The sequence below is a fragment of the Microvirga sp. jy35 genome (assembly GCF_056148915.1).
Genome location: NZ_JBWBEW010000007.1, coordinates 89,002 through 104,918, shown reverse-complemented (window position 1 = coordinate 104,918; position 15,917 = coordinate 89,002). Strand labels below are relative to the sequence as shown.

At 65.7% G+C, this 15,917-nt stretch carries 19 protein-coding genes; 14 read left to right on the top strand and 5 right to left on the bottom strand.

The window, feature by feature from the left end; all coding sequences use genetic code 11:
- The first annotated feature begins 54 nt into the window (after window positions 1-54).
- Genes hmuQ through AC0QTX_RS07915 form a run of 3 tightly spaced genes read left to right on the top strand, consistent with a single transcriptional unit; the run spans window position 55 to window position 1,687 of the window.
- Window positions 55-399: a heme-degrading protein HmuQ gene (hmuQ, locus tag AC0QTX_RS07925; RefSeq protein WP_474603281.1), complete on the top strand. Its 345-nt coding sequence runs from the start codon at window positions 55-57 to the stop codon at window positions 397-399.
- A 5-nt stretch (window positions 400-404) separates the two neighbouring features.
- Window positions 405-926: a heme utilization cystosolic carrier protein HutX gene (gene hutX, locus AC0QTX_RS07920; protein ID WP_474603280.1), complete on the top strand. Its 522-nt coding sequence runs from the start codon at window positions 405-407 to the stop codon at window positions 924-926.
- Between the two features lie 5 nt (window positions 927-931).
- Entirely contained in the window at window positions 932-1,687 is a 756-nt protein-coding gene (locus AC0QTX_RS07915; RefSeq protein ID WP_474603279.1) for a HugZ family pyridoxamine 5'-phosphate oxidase, read from the top strand.
- A gap of 47 nt (window positions 1,688-1,734) precedes the next feature.
- Here AC0QTX_RS07915 and AC0QTX_RS07910 read toward each other — a convergent pair whose 3' ends face one another.
- Complete coding sequence (locus tag AC0QTX_RS07910; protein ID WP_474603278.1) at window positions 1,735-1,896, bottom strand: hypothetical protein; 162 nt, start codon at window positions 1,894-1,896, stop codon at window positions 1,735-1,737.
- Window positions 1,897-2,117: 221 nt separating this feature from the next.
- Here AC0QTX_RS07910 and AC0QTX_RS07905 point away from each other — a divergent pair, with 221 nt between their 5' ends.
- The gene (locus AC0QTX_RS07905) at window positions 2,118-2,603 is read left to right on the top strand and encodes an Hsp20 family protein (protein ID WP_474603277.1); all 486 of its coding nucleotides are present in this window, start codon (window positions 2,118-2,120) and stop codon (window positions 2,601-2,603) included.
- 77 nt (window positions 2,604-2,680) lie between these two features.
- Window positions 2,681-3,196 (top strand): Hsp20/alpha crystallin family protein, encoded by a 516-nt coding sequence (locus AC0QTX_RS07900; protein ID WP_474603276.1) that lies wholly within the window; start codon window positions 2,681-2,683, stop codon window positions 3,194-3,196.
- A 49-nt stretch (window positions 3,197-3,245) separates the two neighbouring features.
- Here the strand turns inward: AC0QTX_RS07900 and AC0QTX_RS07895 are convergent, their stop codons facing one another.
- Complete coding sequence (locus tag AC0QTX_RS07895; RefSeq protein WP_474603275.1) at window positions 3,246-3,797, bottom strand: sigma-70 family RNA polymerase sigma factor; 552 nt, start codon at window positions 3,795-3,797, stop codon at window positions 3,246-3,248.
- Between the two features lie 462 nt (window positions 3,798-4,259).
- Between AC0QTX_RS07895 and AC0QTX_RS07890 the strand changes: the two genes are divergently transcribed.
- The 9 genes from AC0QTX_RS07890 to AC0QTX_RS07850 all read left to right on the top strand — a co-directional run bounded on the left by AC0QTX_RS07890 (window position 4,260) and on the right by AC0QTX_RS07850 (window position 12,738).
- A complete protein-coding gene (locus AC0QTX_RS07890) occupies window positions 4,260-4,691 on the top strand; it encodes a hypothetical protein (RefSeq protein ID WP_474603274.1) in 432 nt (143 codons plus the stop codon).
- Window positions 4,692-4,805: 114 nt separating this feature from the next.
- Complete coding sequence (locus AC0QTX_RS07885; RefSeq protein ID WP_474603273.1) at window positions 4,806-5,420, top strand: ribonuclease D; 615 nt, start codon at window positions 4,806-4,808, stop codon at window positions 5,418-5,420.
- A gap of 103 nt (window positions 5,421-5,523) precedes the next feature.
- Window positions 5,524-6,276, top strand: a complete 753-nt coding sequence (gene lptC / locus AC0QTX_RS07880) for an LPS export ABC transporter periplasmic protein LptC (RefSeq protein WP_474603272.1) — start codon at window positions 5,524-5,526, stop codon at window positions 6,274-6,276.
- The gene (locus AC0QTX_RS07875; RefSeq protein WP_474603271.1) at window positions 6,273-6,917 is read left to right on the top strand and encodes an LptA/OstA family protein; all 645 of its coding nucleotides are present in this window, start codon (window positions 6,273-6,275) and stop codon (window positions 6,915-6,917) included. Before lptC ends, AC0QTX_RS07875 begins: the two co-directional genes overlap by 4 nt.
- Before the next feature lie 51 nt (window positions 6,918-6,968).
- The gene (gene lptB, locus AC0QTX_RS07870; protein ID WP_474603270.1) at window positions 6,969-7,814 is read left to right on the top strand and encodes an LPS export ABC transporter ATP-binding protein; all 846 of its coding nucleotides are present in this window, start codon (window positions 6,969-6,971) and stop codon (window positions 7,812-7,814) included.
- Between the two features lie 172 nt (window positions 7,815-7,986).
- Window positions 7,987-9,411 carry an RNA polymerase factor sigma-54 gene (gene rpoN, locus AC0QTX_RS07865; protein ID WP_474603269.1) on the top strand — a complete coding sequence of 475 codons (1,425 nt, stop codon included), beginning with the start codon at window positions 7,987-7,989 and terminating at the stop codon, window positions 9,409-9,411.
- Between the two features lie 127 nt (window positions 9,412-9,538).
- Window positions 9,539-10,111, top strand: coding sequence for a ribosome hibernation-promoting factor, HPF/YfiA family (gene hpf, locus AC0QTX_RS07860; protein ID WP_474603268.1), 573 nt, complete (start codon window positions 9,539-9,541; stop codon window positions 10,109-10,111).
- Window positions 10,112-10,194: 83 nt separating this feature from the next.
- Entirely contained in the window at window positions 10,195-10,653 is a 459-nt protein-coding gene (ptsN, locus tag AC0QTX_RS07855; protein WP_474603267.1) for a PTS IIA-like nitrogen regulatory protein PtsN, read from the top strand.
- Window positions 10,654-10,746: 93 nt separating this feature from the next.
- Window positions 10,747-12,738: a methyl-accepting chemotaxis protein gene (locus AC0QTX_RS07850; RefSeq protein ID WP_474603266.1), complete on the top strand. Its 1,992-nt coding sequence runs from the start codon at window positions 10,747-10,749 to the stop codon at window positions 12,736-12,738.
- A gap of 21 nt (window positions 12,739-12,759) precedes the next feature.
- On the opposite strand, the gene AC0QTX_RS07845 is transcribed toward AC0QTX_RS07850, so the two are convergent.
- The 3 genes from AC0QTX_RS07845 to AC0QTX_RS07835 all read right to left on the bottom strand — a co-directional run bounded on the left by AC0QTX_RS07845 (window position 12,760) and on the right by AC0QTX_RS07835 (window position 15,914).
- A complete protein-coding gene (locus AC0QTX_RS07845; protein ID WP_474603265.1) occupies window positions 12,760-13,482 on the bottom strand; it encodes an SIMPL domain-containing protein in 723 nt (240 codons plus the stop codon).
- Window positions 13,483-13,573: 91 nt separating this feature from the next.
- Entirely contained in the window at window positions 13,574-14,659 is a 1,086-nt protein-coding gene (locus AC0QTX_RS07840) for a polyamine ABC transporter substrate-binding protein (RefSeq protein WP_474603264.1), read from the bottom strand.
- A 100-nt stretch (window positions 14,660-14,759) separates the two neighbouring features.
- A complete protein-coding gene (locus AC0QTX_RS07835; protein ID WP_474603263.1) occupies window positions 14,760-15,914 on the bottom strand; it encodes an aminotransferase in 1,155 nt (384 codons plus the stop codon).
- Window positions 15,915-15,917 lie beyond the last annotated feature (3 nt).

Genomic DNA, 15,917 nt, shown 5'->3' with positions numbered 1-15,917 from the left:
TACGCGGCAGGATCCTGCATCCTGCCGCGCCTTTTGCCGAGAACGGAGACACCCATGTTCATCGCCATGAACCGCTTCAAGGTTCTGAAGGAAGCCACACAGGAATTCGAACAGCGCTGGCTCACGCGCGAAAGCTACCTGCACGAGCTCGACGGCTTCATCGAATTCCACATGCTGCGCGGCCCCGAGCGCGAGGATCACGTGCTCTATTCCTCGCACACCGTCTGGGCCTCCAAGGCGCAGTTCGAAGCCTGGACGCGCTCGGAGCAGTTTCGCGCCTCGCATACCCGCGCCAGCACCGGCTCCAACAGGCCGCTGACGCTCGGCCATCCGGAATTCGAGGGCTTCGAGGTCATCCAGACCGTCGGCCCCGTCGCGGTGGCGAAGGCGGCGGAGTGAGCGCAATGACAGCCGACCTGATCCGCCAGGACCTTGCCGCCAGGCCCGACGGCATCCTCGAGGCGATTGCCGAGAGCCGTGGCGTGCCCATGCAGGCGGTGCTCGACTGCCTTCCGCCCGAGGCCGCAATGCGGGCGCCTGGCGATCACTATGGGGCGATCTGGCGGGATCTGACGGAATGGGGCGCGATCACCCTGGTGGTGCATACCCGCGACGGCGTGTTCGAATGCCAGGGGAGCGTTCCGCCGGGACATGAAGGCCGGGGCTACTTCAACATCCATGGCGAGACGCCCATCGGGGGGCACTTGAGGATGGAGCGCTGCCGGTCCATCTATTTCATCGACCGGCCCTTCTTCGGGCGGCGCTCCTGCTCGGTGCAGTTCGTCAACCAGGAGGGCGGCATGATGTTCAAGATCTTCGTGGGCCGCAACGAGGACCGGACCCTCAAGGCGGATCAGGTCGGCCGCTTCGAGGCGCTGCGCGGGACATATTGCCCCCCGGCGGACCGGCCAGGCAGGGAGCAGTGAGGCCAATGGCGAAGGATCCGTTTCTGCCGGTCGACGACGAAGCCCGCGGGCTCGCAAAGAAGCTCATGCGCACGGTGCGGTCAGGCGCCCTCGCCACCAACGATGCGGAGAGCGGCATGCCGTTCGCGAGCCTCGTGCAGGTGGGAACCGATCTCGATGGCTCCCCCCTCATTCTCACCTCGCAGCTCTCCGCCCATACGCGCCTGCTGGAGGCCGATCCGCGCTGCTCGCTGCTCCTGTCGTCCCTCGGCAAGGGCGACCCGCTGGCCCATCCGCGCCTGACCCTCCAGGCGAAGGCTTACAGGCTCGAGCGGGAGAGCGACGAGGCGCGCCACATCCGCCGGCGCTACCTGCTGCAGCATCCCAAGGCCGAGCTCTACGTGGACTTTCCCGATTTCGCCTTCTGGCGCTTAGGTGTCGCGTCCGCCAGCCTCAACGGCGGCTTCGGCCGGGCCTACCGCATGGCCAAAGAGGATCTGCTGGCGGATCTCTCCGGGTTCTTCGACTTCTACGATTTCGAGGCCCAGGCTGTGGAGCACATGAATGACGACCATGCCGATGCGGTGGCGCTCTATGCGACGCAGCTCTGCGGTGCCCGCGAAGGCGCCTGGCGCCTGATCGGCATCGACCCTGAAGGCGTACAGGTGGCGCTGGGCGACGAGATCCTGCGCCTGCCCTTCCCAAGGGCGCTCTCCGGCCCGCACGAGGTGCGGCCGATGCTGATCCGGCTGGCGAACGAGGCGCGGGGCCGGGCTGCGTAGGAAAGCACCGGCAATCGTGGAAGCGGCGCCCGCTCCCGCGGCGAGGCCTAGCTCACGCCCTCGTCCTGCTTCCTCTCGCAATCCCGCTTCGGGGTCTGCTGGGGAGGCCGCTGCTCCTGGGCGACGACGGTGCTGCCGGCGGGCGCCTCCGTGGCGAAAGACGGGGCGGCAAAAATCGTCAACAAGGCGAGGGAGAGAATGCGAAGCATGTCGGTCGTTCCCTGGTCGAAGCAGCGCGATGCTAGAACCTGACGGCCCCTATGGCCAGCCCGTTTCACAAGCAAGTGATCAGGTTGGCGCGACCCTCTTGAAAACCGGAAAAAGCGCTCCTAACATCATGATCGCCAAGGCCTTTCAAAGGCTTGGCCATACGGGCGCCGGCGGGTGTCCGGCGCTCTCGGACCCATGTTGCTCAATGGAGGATGTGGCTATGAGATCAGCTTTCGACTTCTCCCCCCTGTACCGCTCCACGGTCGGCTTCGACCGGCTGTTCGACATGCTCGACCAATCGACCCAGGTCGAATCCATGACCAACTGGCCGCCCTACAACATCGAGAAGACAGGTGAGGACCAGTACCTCATCACCATGGCGGTTGCGGGCTTTTCTCCTGAGGAGATCGAGCTCACGCAGAAGGAAGGTCAGCTTCTCGTAATAGGCCAGAAGAAGGGTCAGGACGAGGGCAGGCAGTATCTGCACCGCGGCATCGCGACCCGCGCCTTCAAGCAGATCTTCAACCTCGCCGATCACGTGAAGGTGACGGGCGCGAGCCTGGAGAACGGCCTGCTGACGGTCGACCTCAAGCGCGAGGTGCCCGAGGCCCTGAAGCCGCGCCGCATCGAGATCAACCCAGGCGGCGTGAAGAGCTTAGGGCAAGACAACCAGGCTGCCCAGATCGAGCACGGCAAGGCGGCCTAACGCAGATCGATCACGTCGACGGCGCCGGCTTCAGGCCGACGCCGTACCCGCACGTTTGGGATAAGGAGGATGACGGCATGAACATGCGCGATCTCATTCCATGGGGTCGCAACCACCAGACGACCCCGAGCCGCTACCGCGATGAGGGCGATCCCTTCATGACGCTCCATCGCGAGATGAACCGGCTCTTCGACGATGTCTTCCGCGGCTTCGACATGGCCCCGTTCGCCGGCATGGGCCGCATGGCGGGGGGGCCGCATGTGGAGGTCGCCGAGACGGACAAGGACGTTCGCATTTCGGCCGAGCTGCCGGGCCTTGATGACAAGGATGTCGAGGTGCTGATGGGCGACGGCGTCCTCACCATCCGCGGCGAGAAGAGGTCGGAGATCGACGACAAGGAGCGCGCCTTCAGCGAGCGATCTTACGGCCGCTTCAAACGGCGCATTCCGCTCGCCTGGGATGTGGAGGAGGACAGGATCGATGCGGCCTTCAGGAACGGCGTGCTCACCGTCACGATGCCGAAATCGGCGCAGAGCAGGCCGAACGTGAAGCGCATCGCCATCAGCCGCGCAGGCGAGGAGACCAAGCTCTGATCGTGTAATCGGGCGTCCGGTTCGCCGGACGCCCTGGTTGGCGTGATGCCTAAGGCGAGGCGTGCATGAACAGGGCGGCCCTGACGAGACGATCGGGCCCGAAATCGACGTCTGCGTCGAACTTCATCAGTTCCGCCAGGCGGTTGCGGGCGCGATTGATGCGGCTCTTGATGGTGCCGATATTGGTGCCGCAGATGCGCGCCGCGTCCTCATAGGAGAGGCCTTCCGCGCTCACGAGGAGAAGCGCCTCGCGCTGGTCGACGGGCAGCTTGCCGAGCGCCTTCAGCATGTCAGTGAGGTCGAGCCGGGCGGCCTGGTCGGGCATGACGGCGACCTTCTCGGCCCAGGAGCCTTCCGGATCCTCGACTTCGCGCTTTTTCCTGCGGATCTGGGTCAGGAAGTCGTTGCGCAGGATCGTGAAGAGCCACGCCTGCATGCTGGTGCCGGGCTGGAACTTGTCGAGGTTGCTCAGCCCTTTGAGAAGGGCGCTCTGCACCAGATCGTCGGCCCTGTCGACGCTGCCGGAAAGGGAGATGGCGAAGGCGCGCAGATGCGGAATGGCACTGAGCATCTGGTCCTTCAGGGAGTTTTCGACTGACACTCAACGGCCCTTTCCCGTTCGAGCCTGCTAGCAAACCCTTCCCGTGGGCCTTCTGCATTAACCTATGCGAAGCCTGGGCATACTCCTTGGAATTTGCCGCGGATGGCGCCCGAACTTGGGGCAAGCGGGAAATGGCTCCCGGGTTCGGGGGCGGCAGGCGTTCGAACACGAAATGGAATCGGACAGACGCCTTTAAGGCCAAGTTTCACATGCATCAATGAAGCCGATGCCCGGTCAGGGTAGAGAAGTCTCCGGGGGTAACGGCCGCGGCCAGCCCTTCATCAGGGCCGCCATCTGAGCCAGCCGAGTACGAATGCGAAGACCGGAGCTGCGGATCAGCCTCGACCGGTTGGATAGCAAGGATCCTGCCGCCCGCGGCCTGTGCGGCGGCGCAAGACAAAAGCGGAACATGGACGCTCGGCGAACCGTTGTCTTGGGAGCTCCTGCTTCTTGGAGGGCACCATGCGCGTGTCGTTCAAATCCCTGATGACGGCGGGTCTTGTTCTCGCCGGCTCCATGATCGTTCAGCCCGCTCCCGCCGAAGCCCAGCCCTATTGGGGACCCCACTACAGAGCCGGATGGGGCTATCGCCCCTATGCCTTCGCTCCCCGTCCCTATTACGGTCCACGCTTCTACGGAGGCTACCGGTCCGCTTATTACGGTCCGCGCCGCCATTATGGTTACCCCTACCGCTATTACCGGCGCTCCAACGGCGGTGCCATCGCGGCCGGTCTGATCGGCGGCCTGGCCCTGGGAGCCATCGCGAGCGCGGCGGCCAACCCGTATTATTATGCTCCGGCCTATTACGCTCCGCCGCGCTGCTTCCTCGAGCGCCGGAGGATCGTCACCCCGTATGGGCGTGTCGTCGTTCGCCGGGTCCAGACCTGCTACTGAGGCCTCCCGCCTCGCCTGAGCCGGAAAGCCCCGCAGCAAGCGGGGCTTTTCTCGTCCGTTGAAGCCGCCGCCGAGACAGGCTAGATCCTTGTCGAGCGCATTTTTGGATCTCCCATGACAACACGCTTCCATCGCGGCGACCTGCCGGCGAATTACCAGCCCGGCTCTGCCATCGCGATCGACACGGAGACGCTGGGTCTCAACCCGCACCGGGACCGGCTCTGCGTGGTGCAGATCTCCACCGGGGACGGCACGGCGGACGTGGTGCAGATCCTGAAGGACGGTCCCCTGCCGGAGAACCTGATCCGCGTGCTGTCCGACGAGAGCGTGCTCAAGATCTTCCATTATGCGCGCTTCGATCTGGCCGTGCTCTTCCATACCTTCGGAACCATGCCGCGCCCGGTCTACTGCACCAAGGTCGCATCGCGCCTCGTGCGCACCTATACCGATCGCCACGGCTTGAAGGATCTGGCGCGCGAGCAGCTCGGCGTGGAGCTGTCGAAGCAGCAGCAATCCTCCGATTGGGGTGCCGACACGCTCACCCCCGCCCAGCTCGACTATGCGGCCTCGGACGTGCTGCACCTGCATGCCCTGAGGGAGAGGCTGGACCGCATGCTGGAGCGCGAGAACCGCCTCGGCATCGCCCACCAATGCTTCAGCTTCCTGCCGACCCGGGCACAGCTGGACCTTCTCGGCTGGCCGGAGACCGATATTTTCGCCCATTCTTGACGGGCACTTAAACTTTCCCCCATAAAACCCATATCCGTCATAACATCGCCATGACCGTCGGGCATGGCGCGATGCCGATCGAGAGGCGGAGGGGGTTTCAACAGTGGCGGTAATCCAGGGCAGCACGATGCGTGACGGCCCGGCCTTGAGGCTGGCCGGCCGGTCGACGCGCGCCTACACCAAGGCCCGCCGCCATTCCCGCTGGGTGCGCTTTGCCAAGATCGCCATTCCCGTCGGGTCCCTGATCGGCATGGGCGCCGTGGGCTTCGTGGCCTATTACGATCCGTTCCGGAACATCGAGAACCTGAGCTTCGGTTCGATCGGCGTGAGCGGCAGCAACGTCACCATGGCGAGCCCCAGGCTGACCGGTTTCAAGAACGACAACCGCCCCTATGAGGTGACCGCCAGCGAGGCCACGCAGGACGTGCGCAAGCCCAATCTGGTGCAGCTCAAGGAGCTCAAGGCGCGGATCGTCACCGACGACCGCGGCAGCGTCGCATGGCTCCAGGCTGCCAGCGGTGTCCTCGACACCAAGAGGGAGCAGATGCGGCTGCGCAACAACATCGTGGTCACCACGGATGCGGGCCACGAGGTCAAGCTCCAGTCGGCCTTCGTCCAGTTCAAGTCCGGTGCCGTCACGTCCAACCAGCCCGTCGTGGTCTCATTCGGCAGCGGCTCCATCGAGGCCGACAAGCTGAAGGTGACGGACAATGGGAAGGTCATGAGCTTCGAAGGCCGGGTGCGCACCGTTCTGGAGCCGTCCCGCTCCGCCCCATCGCCCAAGGACGCCGCCGGCACAGGCTCCACGATGCCCGCTTCGGTCCCGGCGCCTCAACAGACAAGTACCCGTCCATGATGAGTTTCTCACGCGCCGCCCTCACCGTCGCGCTTCTCGCCTCCCTTCCGATCCAGATCGCCTGGGCTCAGGCCGGCCGGGAGCGCGCGGTCGGCTTCGGCAATTTCGGCTCCAGCAAGGAGCCGATCAAGATCGATGCCAACAAGCTCGACGTCTTCGACAAGGAGGGCCGCGCGGTCTTCACCGGAGACGTGGTGGCGGTCCAAGGCGAGAGCACCATGAAGTGCACGGTCATGACCGTGTTCTACGAGCAGCGGGACCAGAACGGCGGGCAGGCCACCCCGGCCGCCCAGGGGACGGACGACAGCGCGATCAAGAAGATCGACTGCAAAGGACCCGTCACCATCGTGTCCCGGACCCAGGTGGCGACAGGCGAGAACGCCACCTTCGATCGCGGCTCCAACAAGATCATGCTCACCGGGAATGCCACCTTGAGCGACGGGCCGAACGTCACCAAGGGCGAGCGGGTTCTCTACGACATCAACACCGGCGTGGCCAATATCGAAACCACTCCCGGAGGCCGCGTGCGGGCGCTGTTCGTGCCCGGCAACGGCGGCCCGGCCCCGACGGGAGCCGGCGGAGGAGCCAACGCCCCTGGCAACGCCAGGCCGAAGCCCCAGCAAAAGCCGGCCACGAATTAAGGCGGGAAAGCTTCCTCCCGCGTCTGCCCTTTCATCATCAGCGACGATCCTGTGAAACCGCTCTTCAACCGTTCTCAACCCGGTCCTTCGGACCTGAGCCTCCTGGAGCCGCCTGCGGCCGGGCCGGTCTCTCACGGCCTTTCCCGGACCCAGGACGAGGCTGTCTTCGGCGGCGCGGGAATCCTGGCCGTGAAAGGCCTGCAGAAGAGCTACCGCGGCCGCACCGTGGTGCAGGATGCGGGCCTGCAGCTGCGGGCCGGCGAGGCCGTCGGACTGCTCGGACCCAACGGCGCAGGCAAGACCACGATCTTCTACATGATCACTGGGCTCGTCGGGGCGGATCGCGGCGTCATCAGCCTCGACGGCCACGACGTGACGGGGCTGCCCATGTACCGCCGCGCCCGTCTGGGCATCGGCTATCTCCCGCAGGAAGCCTCGATCTTCCGCGGCCTCAACGTGGAAGACAACATCCGCGCCGTGCTCGAGATCGTGGAGCCCAGCCGCAAGGAGCGTGAGCGCAAGCTCGACGCGCTCCTCGAGGAGTTCAACATCACGCGCCTGCGCAAGTCGCCCTCGATCGCCCTTTCGGGCGGCGAGCGGCGTCGCTGCGAGATCGCCCGTGCGCTTGCGGGCGAGCCGACCTTCATGCTCCTCGACGAGCCCTTCGCGGGCATCGACCCCATCGCCGTGGGCGACATTCAGAACCTCGTGCGGCACCTGACCCGCCGCGGCATCGGCGTGCTCATCACGGACCACAACGTCCGCGAGACTCTCGGGCTGATCGACCGGGCCTACATCATCCATTCCGGCCGCGTGCTGACGGAGGGCACGCCGGACGCCATCGTGGCGAACGAGGACGTGCGCCGCCTGTATCTGGGCGAGGATTTCCGGCTCTAGAGTTGCTTCCACTGGCGTGGGATCATCTCTTCATTGGTTTGCCGCATTTTCGATGGGGAACCGGATCCACTTCGCCGAAAAATGCTCTGGGACGATCGGCCCTTTGACCACGGGCGGCCGACCGCGGTAGAACCGATGAGGCACGCAAGAAGCATGCCTTTCGGGTGCGGTCATGAGTGCGATGCAACGGCTGGAGCTGCGCCAGGGCCAGTCCCTGACCCTGACGCCCCAGCTCGTTCAATCCATCAAGCTGTTGCAGCTCTCCCATGCGGATCTCGCCGCCTATGTGGCGGCGGAGCTCGAGCGCAATCCTCTTCTGCAGGAAGGCGAGTCCCAGATCGACGCGCCCGTGCCGAGCCTCGCCGATTTCCTCCGCGCCAAGGAGAAGGCGCAGGCCGCAGGCGCCAGGATGGTTCCCGGCCCGGCCCCGTTGCGGGGCCAAGCCGCCACAGGAGGGGCGTCCGGGGCGCCAGGCGCGGCTCACGGCGAGATCAGGCCTGAGCTGGAGGAGACGCTGGCCCGCACTGCCAGCCTGACCGAACATCTGCAGGCCCAGCTCGATCTCGCCACCTCCGATGTGCATCTGCGCGCGATCGGCGAGCACCTGATCCATAGCCTCGACGAAGCCGGCTATCTTGCGGAAGACCAGGCGGAAATCGCCCGACGGCTGAGCGCGTCGCCCGCCGATGTCGCGGCGGCGCTGCGGCTGATCCAGACCTTCGACCCCCCGGGCATCGGTGCGCGCGATCTTGCCGAATGTCTGGAGATCCAGCTGAGGGAGCGCGACCGGCTCGATCCGGCCATGCGTGCGCTGCTCCAGAATCTCCATCTCGTCGCCCGGCAGGATTTTGCCGCCCTGCGGAAGGTGTGCGGCGTCGACCGGGAGGATCTCGCCGACATGCTGGCCGAGATCCGCCGCCTGGAGCCGAAGCCCGGTCTCGCCTTCGCGCCCGCCGCCGTCGATGTGCTCGTGCCGGACGTGCTGGTCCGGCCTGCCCCCGACGGCAGCCTGGCGGTCGAGCTCAATACCGAGACCCTGCCCCGCATCCTGCTCAACCGCACCTATTACACCGAGGTGGCCAGGGTTCTGCGCAAGGACGAGGACAAGACCTTCCTGTCCGAGTGCGTCCAGACGGCAAGCTGGCTCACCCGCAGCCTGGAGCAGCGCGCCAGGACCATCCTGAAGGTCGCGGCCGAGATCGCCCGCCAGCAGGAGGATTTCTTCCGCGAAGGCATCGCCGGGTTGCGCCCCATGACGCTGAAAAGCGTGGCGGACGCCGTCGGCATGCACGAATCCACCGTCTCCCGGGTCGCCGCGAACAAGGCCATCGGCACGGAGCGCGGCACCTATCCGATGAAGTTCTTCTTCGGCGCCGCCACGGGAGAGGGCAAGCACGCCGCGAAAGCGGTCCGCCATCGAATCAGGCGGCTGATCGAGGCGGAAAGCCCCGACGATGTGCTCTCGGATGAGGCAATTGCCCAGAAATTGAAACGGGAAGGCATTCAGGTCGCCCGCCGCACGGTGGCGAAATACCGGGAAGCCCTGCGCATCCCGTCCTCGGCGGATCGTCGTCGCCGGCACGGTCGTGAAGCTTGACCGGTTGTGCTCGCGATTTCAAGACTTGCATTGGCTCCCATTCGGATCATCATCTCCAAGCGTCATTCCTGAAGGATCACGGCAAAGCGAAGGCGCCAAGGTAAAGGTGTCAGGTGAGGAGAATGCGATGACGTTGAGAGTGTCGGGGAAGAATCTCGATATCGGTGAAGCTCTCAGGTCCCAGGTCCAGGACCGCATGGCCGGCGCGCTGGCGAAGTATTTCGACGGCGGCTATTCCGGTCATGTGACCGTCACCCGCGACGGCGGCGGTTTTCGCACCGATTGCGTGCTCCACCTCACCTCGGGCATGACGCTCGAAGCCTCCAGCGCCGCTGGGGACGCCTATGCCAGCTTCGACCAGACCGCGGGTCGGATCGAAAACCGCCTGCGCCGCTACAAGCAGCGGCTCAAGGACAAGTCGGGCGCCGGCGCGCGCACCGGCGGCCTGGAGGTGCCCTACGCGGTCTTCGAGGCGCCGAGCGACGAAACCATGGAGGAGGAGGGCTATCATCCTATCGTCGTAGCCGAGACCACGAAGCCGCTTCACACGCTCTCCGTCAGCGACGCCGTGATGCAGCTCGATCTCACGGGAGCGGCCGCCCTTGTGTTCATCCACGCTAGCACCGGACGCCTGAACGTCGTATATCGCCGCGGCGACGGAGCGATCGGTTGGGTCGATCCGCCGCTTGCACAGGCTTGAGGGGAAATACCTCTTTTGGCCCAGTTCTTGCGTGGAACGGTGAGAGGCCTTCCAGGCTTCACATCAAGAATGCAGCGTGATCGATGCCCTTGCTGGACTTTCTAGACCCTCAGGCCGTTCTGCCCGCCCTGCGCGTCAGCGGTAAGAAACAGGCTCTTCAGGAACTGGCCTCCCAGGCGGCCCGGCTCACGGGCCTTCCCGATGGCGCCATCTACGAGGCACTTCTGCAGCGCGAGCGCCTCGGCTCCACCGGGATCGGCGAAGGCATTGCCATTCCCCACGGCAAGCTGCCGGGCCTGACCCGGATCTTCGGCCTCGTGGCGCGGCTCGACAAGCCAGTGAACTTCGAGGCTCTCGACAGCCAGCCCGTGGATGTTCTTTTCCTGCTCCTGGCCCCCGAGGGCGCCGGTGCGGATCACCTGAAGGCCTTGGCGCGGGTCGCCCGCGTCCTGCGCGAACCCGGCCTGATCGAGCGGGTGCGCGCCACGCGGGATGCGACAGCCCTCTACGCCATCATGACCGAGCTGCCGAAAGCCGCGTGAACCCGGTAGGGGCCGGGTTCTGACCTAACGTAAAGATATCTTTAAGACGTCCCCCGCAATCTTGCCGCAACGTGACAAGAGGGATTCGGGGCAATGGCGTTTCTGGCTCGGTTGAAGCAACCGTCGGTGCGGATGCGCGTCGCGACGTTGAGCGGCGTGATGGTGCTTGGCTTTGCGGTCATCGGGGCGGTGTTCCAGACGGGCCGTTCCGAGGTGGAGCAGGCCCTGTCGACGCAGCAGACCTATTCGGCGCTCGCCGAGAAGGCCAATGGGTTCCGCGGCCGGGCCGACGGCCTGAAGGTGGCGGCCAGCGAATGGACCACGAGCCGTCTCAGCCATCACGGCCAGGCCTTCATGGACCAGCACAAGGCCCTGGCGGCCCAGCTCGACGACATGGGCACGGCACCCGGCGCGGCTCTGATCGAGCCCGAGATCGCCGCCCTGAAGCAGCACGCCTCCGCCCTGCTCGGCCAGGGCAGGTCCCTCGACAAGCTCTATACCGGCATCGGCACCAAGCCGGACGAGGGAGCCCAGGGGCGCCTCCTCAAGGCCGAAGCCAACCTCGAGAAGCTGGTGCGGCCCCTGACGGGCAGCGGCGAGACCATTGCCTGGCGCCTGTGGGCCGCCATGCTCGGCATGTTCAACCAGGAGGCCCGCGCCCGGATCCTGCTCGAGGAGAGCATCCTGGGAGCCTTCGAGGTCGAGCAGGGACGCTTCACCCGCGCCCTCGCCCAGCTCTCCGGCGATCTCGCCAAGGAGAAGGCTGCCGTCGAGAGCGCCAGCGTGTCGTTCCAGGAGGCCTTCCATGCCTGGGGCGAGCTGGAACGGGAGGTGGCCGGCCAGAGCGAGAAGCTGATGGGGCAGTTCGACCTGCTCGTGCCGGTTCTCGACCAGCTGCTCGCCAAGGTCCGGGCCGAGGCGCACAAGACCGAGGCGCAGCTCACCGCCTCGCAGCAGCGCACCTTCACCCTGATCCTCTGGGCCATGGGCGCGACGCTTCTGTTCGGCCTTGTCCTGAACTTCATCGTCGGGCGTTCGATCTCCCTGCCGCTCACCCGTCTGCAGCAGGCGATGCGCCGGCTCGCCGACGGCGATGCGTCCACGGATATCCCCTCGACGGCAGCCACGGACGAGATCGGCGCCATGGCCCGCACCGTCCTGGTCTTCCGCGACAATGCCCGCGAGCGCGAGCGGCTCACCCAGGAGCGCGAGGGCATGGCGGCTCTCGATGCCGAACGCGCCCACGCGATCTCCCATGCGATCATGGCCTTCGATGCCACGGTCGAGCGGATCCTGGCCGAGGTCAGGGAAGTGACGGGCGATCTTGCCAAGGCATCCAGCCAGCTGGAGGGTTCGGCGAACCACGTCACCCAGCAGGCGCAGATCGCAGGCAGCGCCTCCATGCGAACCGCGCACAACATGTCGGCGGTGGCGAGCGCCGCCGAAGAGCTTGACGCGTCCCTGGCCGAAGTCGCCGCTCAGACGAACGCCTCGGCGAAAGCCTCCGAGCGCGCCGTCCTCGAGGCCCGCGGTGCCTCGGGCAGCATGTCTGTCCTGTCGTCGGCAACGTCGCAGATCGGCGAGGTCGCGGGCCTCATCCGCTCCATCGCGGCGCAGACCAACCTGCTGGCGCTCAACGCCACCATCGAGGCGGCCCGCGCCGGCGAGGCCGGCAAGGGCTTTGCCGTGGTGGCCAACGAGGTGAAGGATCTGGCCGGCCAGACCGCCAAGGCCACCGAGGAGATCGCCCGGCAGATCGAGGCGGTGCAGGCCGCCTCACGGGAAACCCTGGTGGCGCTCGGCACCGTGCAGGCCTCCGTCGAGGATCTGGCAGGGGTCGTGTCCACTGTGGCCGGAACCGTGAGCCAGCAGACGGCGGCGGTGTCGGAGATCGCCCAGTCGGTGGCCCAGGTCTCCACGGAAGCGCAGGCCGGCACCTCCGCGATCGAGACCACACAGGGCGTAGCTGTGCACTCTCTCGATGCGGCTCGGACTGTTGCAGATCTCTCGGTGGCTCTGGAGCACCAAGCACAGCGCCTCGGAGCCGAAATCCACCAGTTCCTCAACAGCGTCAAGGCGGCCTAGCGGCCTCTCGGCCGGGGGCCCTTATGGCTGCCCGGCCATTTCCCAGACGAGCTGGACATTGGCCGTGTAGCGGATCGTCGCCGGCGGCACGATCGGCACCGATTCGGCTCCCTTGGCCATCGCCATGGACATGCGCATGTCGGGCTGCGGCTCGAAGGGCTGGGCGGAGCCGTCCCGGATCTCAAGGAGACGGCCGAGGGACACGCCCGCGGCGGCGGCATAGACGCCGGCCTGGCGCTTCGCGTCCCGCACGGCGGCCTCGCGCGCCTTGTCCGCGCCCTCCTCCTGCCGGTCGAGGCCGAAGGATACCGACTGGAACGTCATGTCGCCGCTCGCCAGGATTTCGCCCGCGAGGCGCCCGACGCCGTCGAGGTCGCGGGTGGTGATCCGCAGCTGGTGATGGGCCGAGAATTTCGGGGTCTTCACCTCCTTGCCGTCGGGGCCCACCTGTTGGGGTGTCTGGAAGACCTGGAAATTCACTGTCCGGATATCCTCGCGCTTGATGCCGAGGCCCTGGATGCGGGCGAGCACCCGCTCCGTGGCGGTATTGTTGGCGGCGCTTGCCTGCGCCACCGTCTCGGCCTGCGTTGCCACCGTCACATGAATGCGCGCGAAGTCCGGCTTCAGCTCCGCCTCGCCCGCGCCCATCACGCTGATCGTGGGCTGGCGTGGAGAGGTGGGAGCCTGCGCAAAGACGGGAGAGACCAGGCTGATTGCGAGGAGTGCGACGGCTACGGAACGCATGACGGGATATCCTGTTCAAACGAAAAAGCCTCGCCCTGAGGCGAGGCTTGGCGGGCGCGCCGAATGTGCGCCACGGAAGCTGAGCGGCGGATTAACGGCCGGTCTTCACCCGGGTCCAGAGACGGGTGACGGTGCGCTGGGAGCGCTCGTCGTAGGCCGTGTTGGTGAAGAGCCGCTTCATGGTGGCCTCGTCCGGATAGATGCCGGGGTTGTCGAGGATCGCCTTGTCGATGTGCTGCTTCGCGGCGAGGTTGCCGGAGGCGTAGGACACGAAGTTCGTGTTCATGGCGGCGATCTCGGGGCGGAGCATGAAGTTGATGAATTCATGCGCCTCGGCCACGTTCTTGGCGTCCGCCGGGATCACGAAGCTGTCGAACCACATCAGCGCACCCTCGCGGGGAATGACATAGCCGACCTCGACGCCGTTCTTGGCCTCTTCGGCCCGGCTCTTGGCCTGGATCATGTCGCCCGAATAGCCCACCGCCACGCAGATGTCGCCGTTGGCGAGCGCGTTGATGTACTCGGAGGAGTGGAACTTCTGGATGTTGCCGCGCACCCGGAACAGGGCGTCGCCTGCCTTGTTCAGGTCCTCGACGCGCTTGGAGTCGGGGTTCATGCCGAGATAGGCGAGCACGCCGGGAAAGAGGTCTTCGGGCGAGTCCAGCATGTAGATGCCGCAGGCCTTCAGCTTCGAGGACACCTCGGGCTTCAGCACCAGGTCCCAGGTGTTGAGCGGCACGTCGCCTAGGGCTTCCTTGACCTTCTTGACGTTGATGCCGATGCCGGTGGTGCCCCACATGTAGTTCACGGCAAACTGGTTGCCGGGATCGAACACGGCGAGGCGCTGCGTCACTTCCGGCCATTGGTTGGCGAGGTTCGGCAGCTTCGCCTTGTCGAGCTTCTGGAACACCTTGGCGCCGATCAGGCGCTGCACGAAGGGCCCCGACGGCACCACGATGTCGTAGCCCGACTTGCCGGCCAGAAGCTTGGTCTCGACGATCTCGTTGTTGTCGTAGGTGTCGTAGACCACCTTGATGCCGGTCTGCTTCGTGAACTCGTCCAGCGCCTTCGGATCCACATAGTCGGACCAGTTGTAGACGTTGACCACGCGCTCCTGGGCGGCGGCGGCGGTCACAAGCCCTAAGGTGAGGGCAACGGAAGCGAGAAGACGGAACATCAGGGGTGGGAACTCCTCAAGATGAGATTGTTGACGGGAGCAGGCTAGGAAATTCTGAGCGAAGAAACAATGTCCAAGTTGTTGCCCCGGCTGCCGGTTTTCAGGCAGCCTTTTTGATCGCCTTCGCCAGCCGCTCCAGGCCGGCATCGAGGGTCGAATCCTTCTTGGCGAAGCAGAAGCGCACCACGTTCTTCACGGCGCCCTCCGCGTAGAAGGCGGAGACCGGGATCGCCGCGACTCCGTGCTCGGTGACAAGGCGTCGGCAGAAGGAGACGTCGTCGGTCTCGCCTAAGGGCGCGATGTCGATGTTGACGAAGTAGGTTCCCTGGCTCGGGATCACGTCGAAGCCCAGCGTCCTCAAGCCGTCCGTGAAGCGGTCGCGGCTGCGGGCGAAGTTTTTGCGCATGCCATCGAAGTAGGCATCGTCCTTGGTGAGCCCGTAGGCCACCGCGGCCTGCAGGTTCGGCGCGGTGGTGAAGGCGAGGAACTGGTGGGATTTCGCCAGCACCTTCAGGATATGCGGGGCGGCGCACACGAAGCCGACCTTCCAGCCCGTGAGGCTGAAGATCTTTCCGGCCGACCCGATCTTCACCGAGCGCTCGCGCATGCCGTCGAGCGCCAGGATCGGCCTGTGCTGTCTGCCGTCGAACACCACATGCTCCCAGACCTCGTCCGAAATCGCGATGGCATCATACCTTCGGCAGAAATCGGCCAGCAGGTTCAGATCCTCGTCTGAGAATGTTGTGGCCGTCGGATTGAGCGGGTTGTTGAACACAACCGCCTTGGTCTTCGGCGAGAAGGCCTGGGCCAGCGCTTCTTCCGTCAGGCGGAAATGCGGCGGCTGCAGGGTGACGAATTTCGGCACGCCGCCGGCGAGTCGCACGAGGGGAAGATACGCATCGTACATGGGCTCGAACAGCACCACCTCGTCGCCCGGCTCCACGATGCCCAGGATCGCGCCCGCCAGCGCCTCCGTGGCGCCCGAGGTCACCATCACTTCGGTGTTCGCATCGAGATCGACCCCCTGCCAGTGCCGGTAATGGGCCGCGATTGCCGTGCGCAGCTCCGGAATGCCCATCATCGACGGATACTGGTTGTAGCCGTTGAGAACCGCATCCGCCGCCGCCCGCCGCACGTCCTCCGGTCCCGGATCGTCCGGAAAGCCCTGGCCGAGATTGATGGCGCCGGTCTCCCGGGCCAGGCTCGACATCACTTCGAAGATCGTGGTGGGCAGGTTGGCGAAAAGACGGTTCATGCC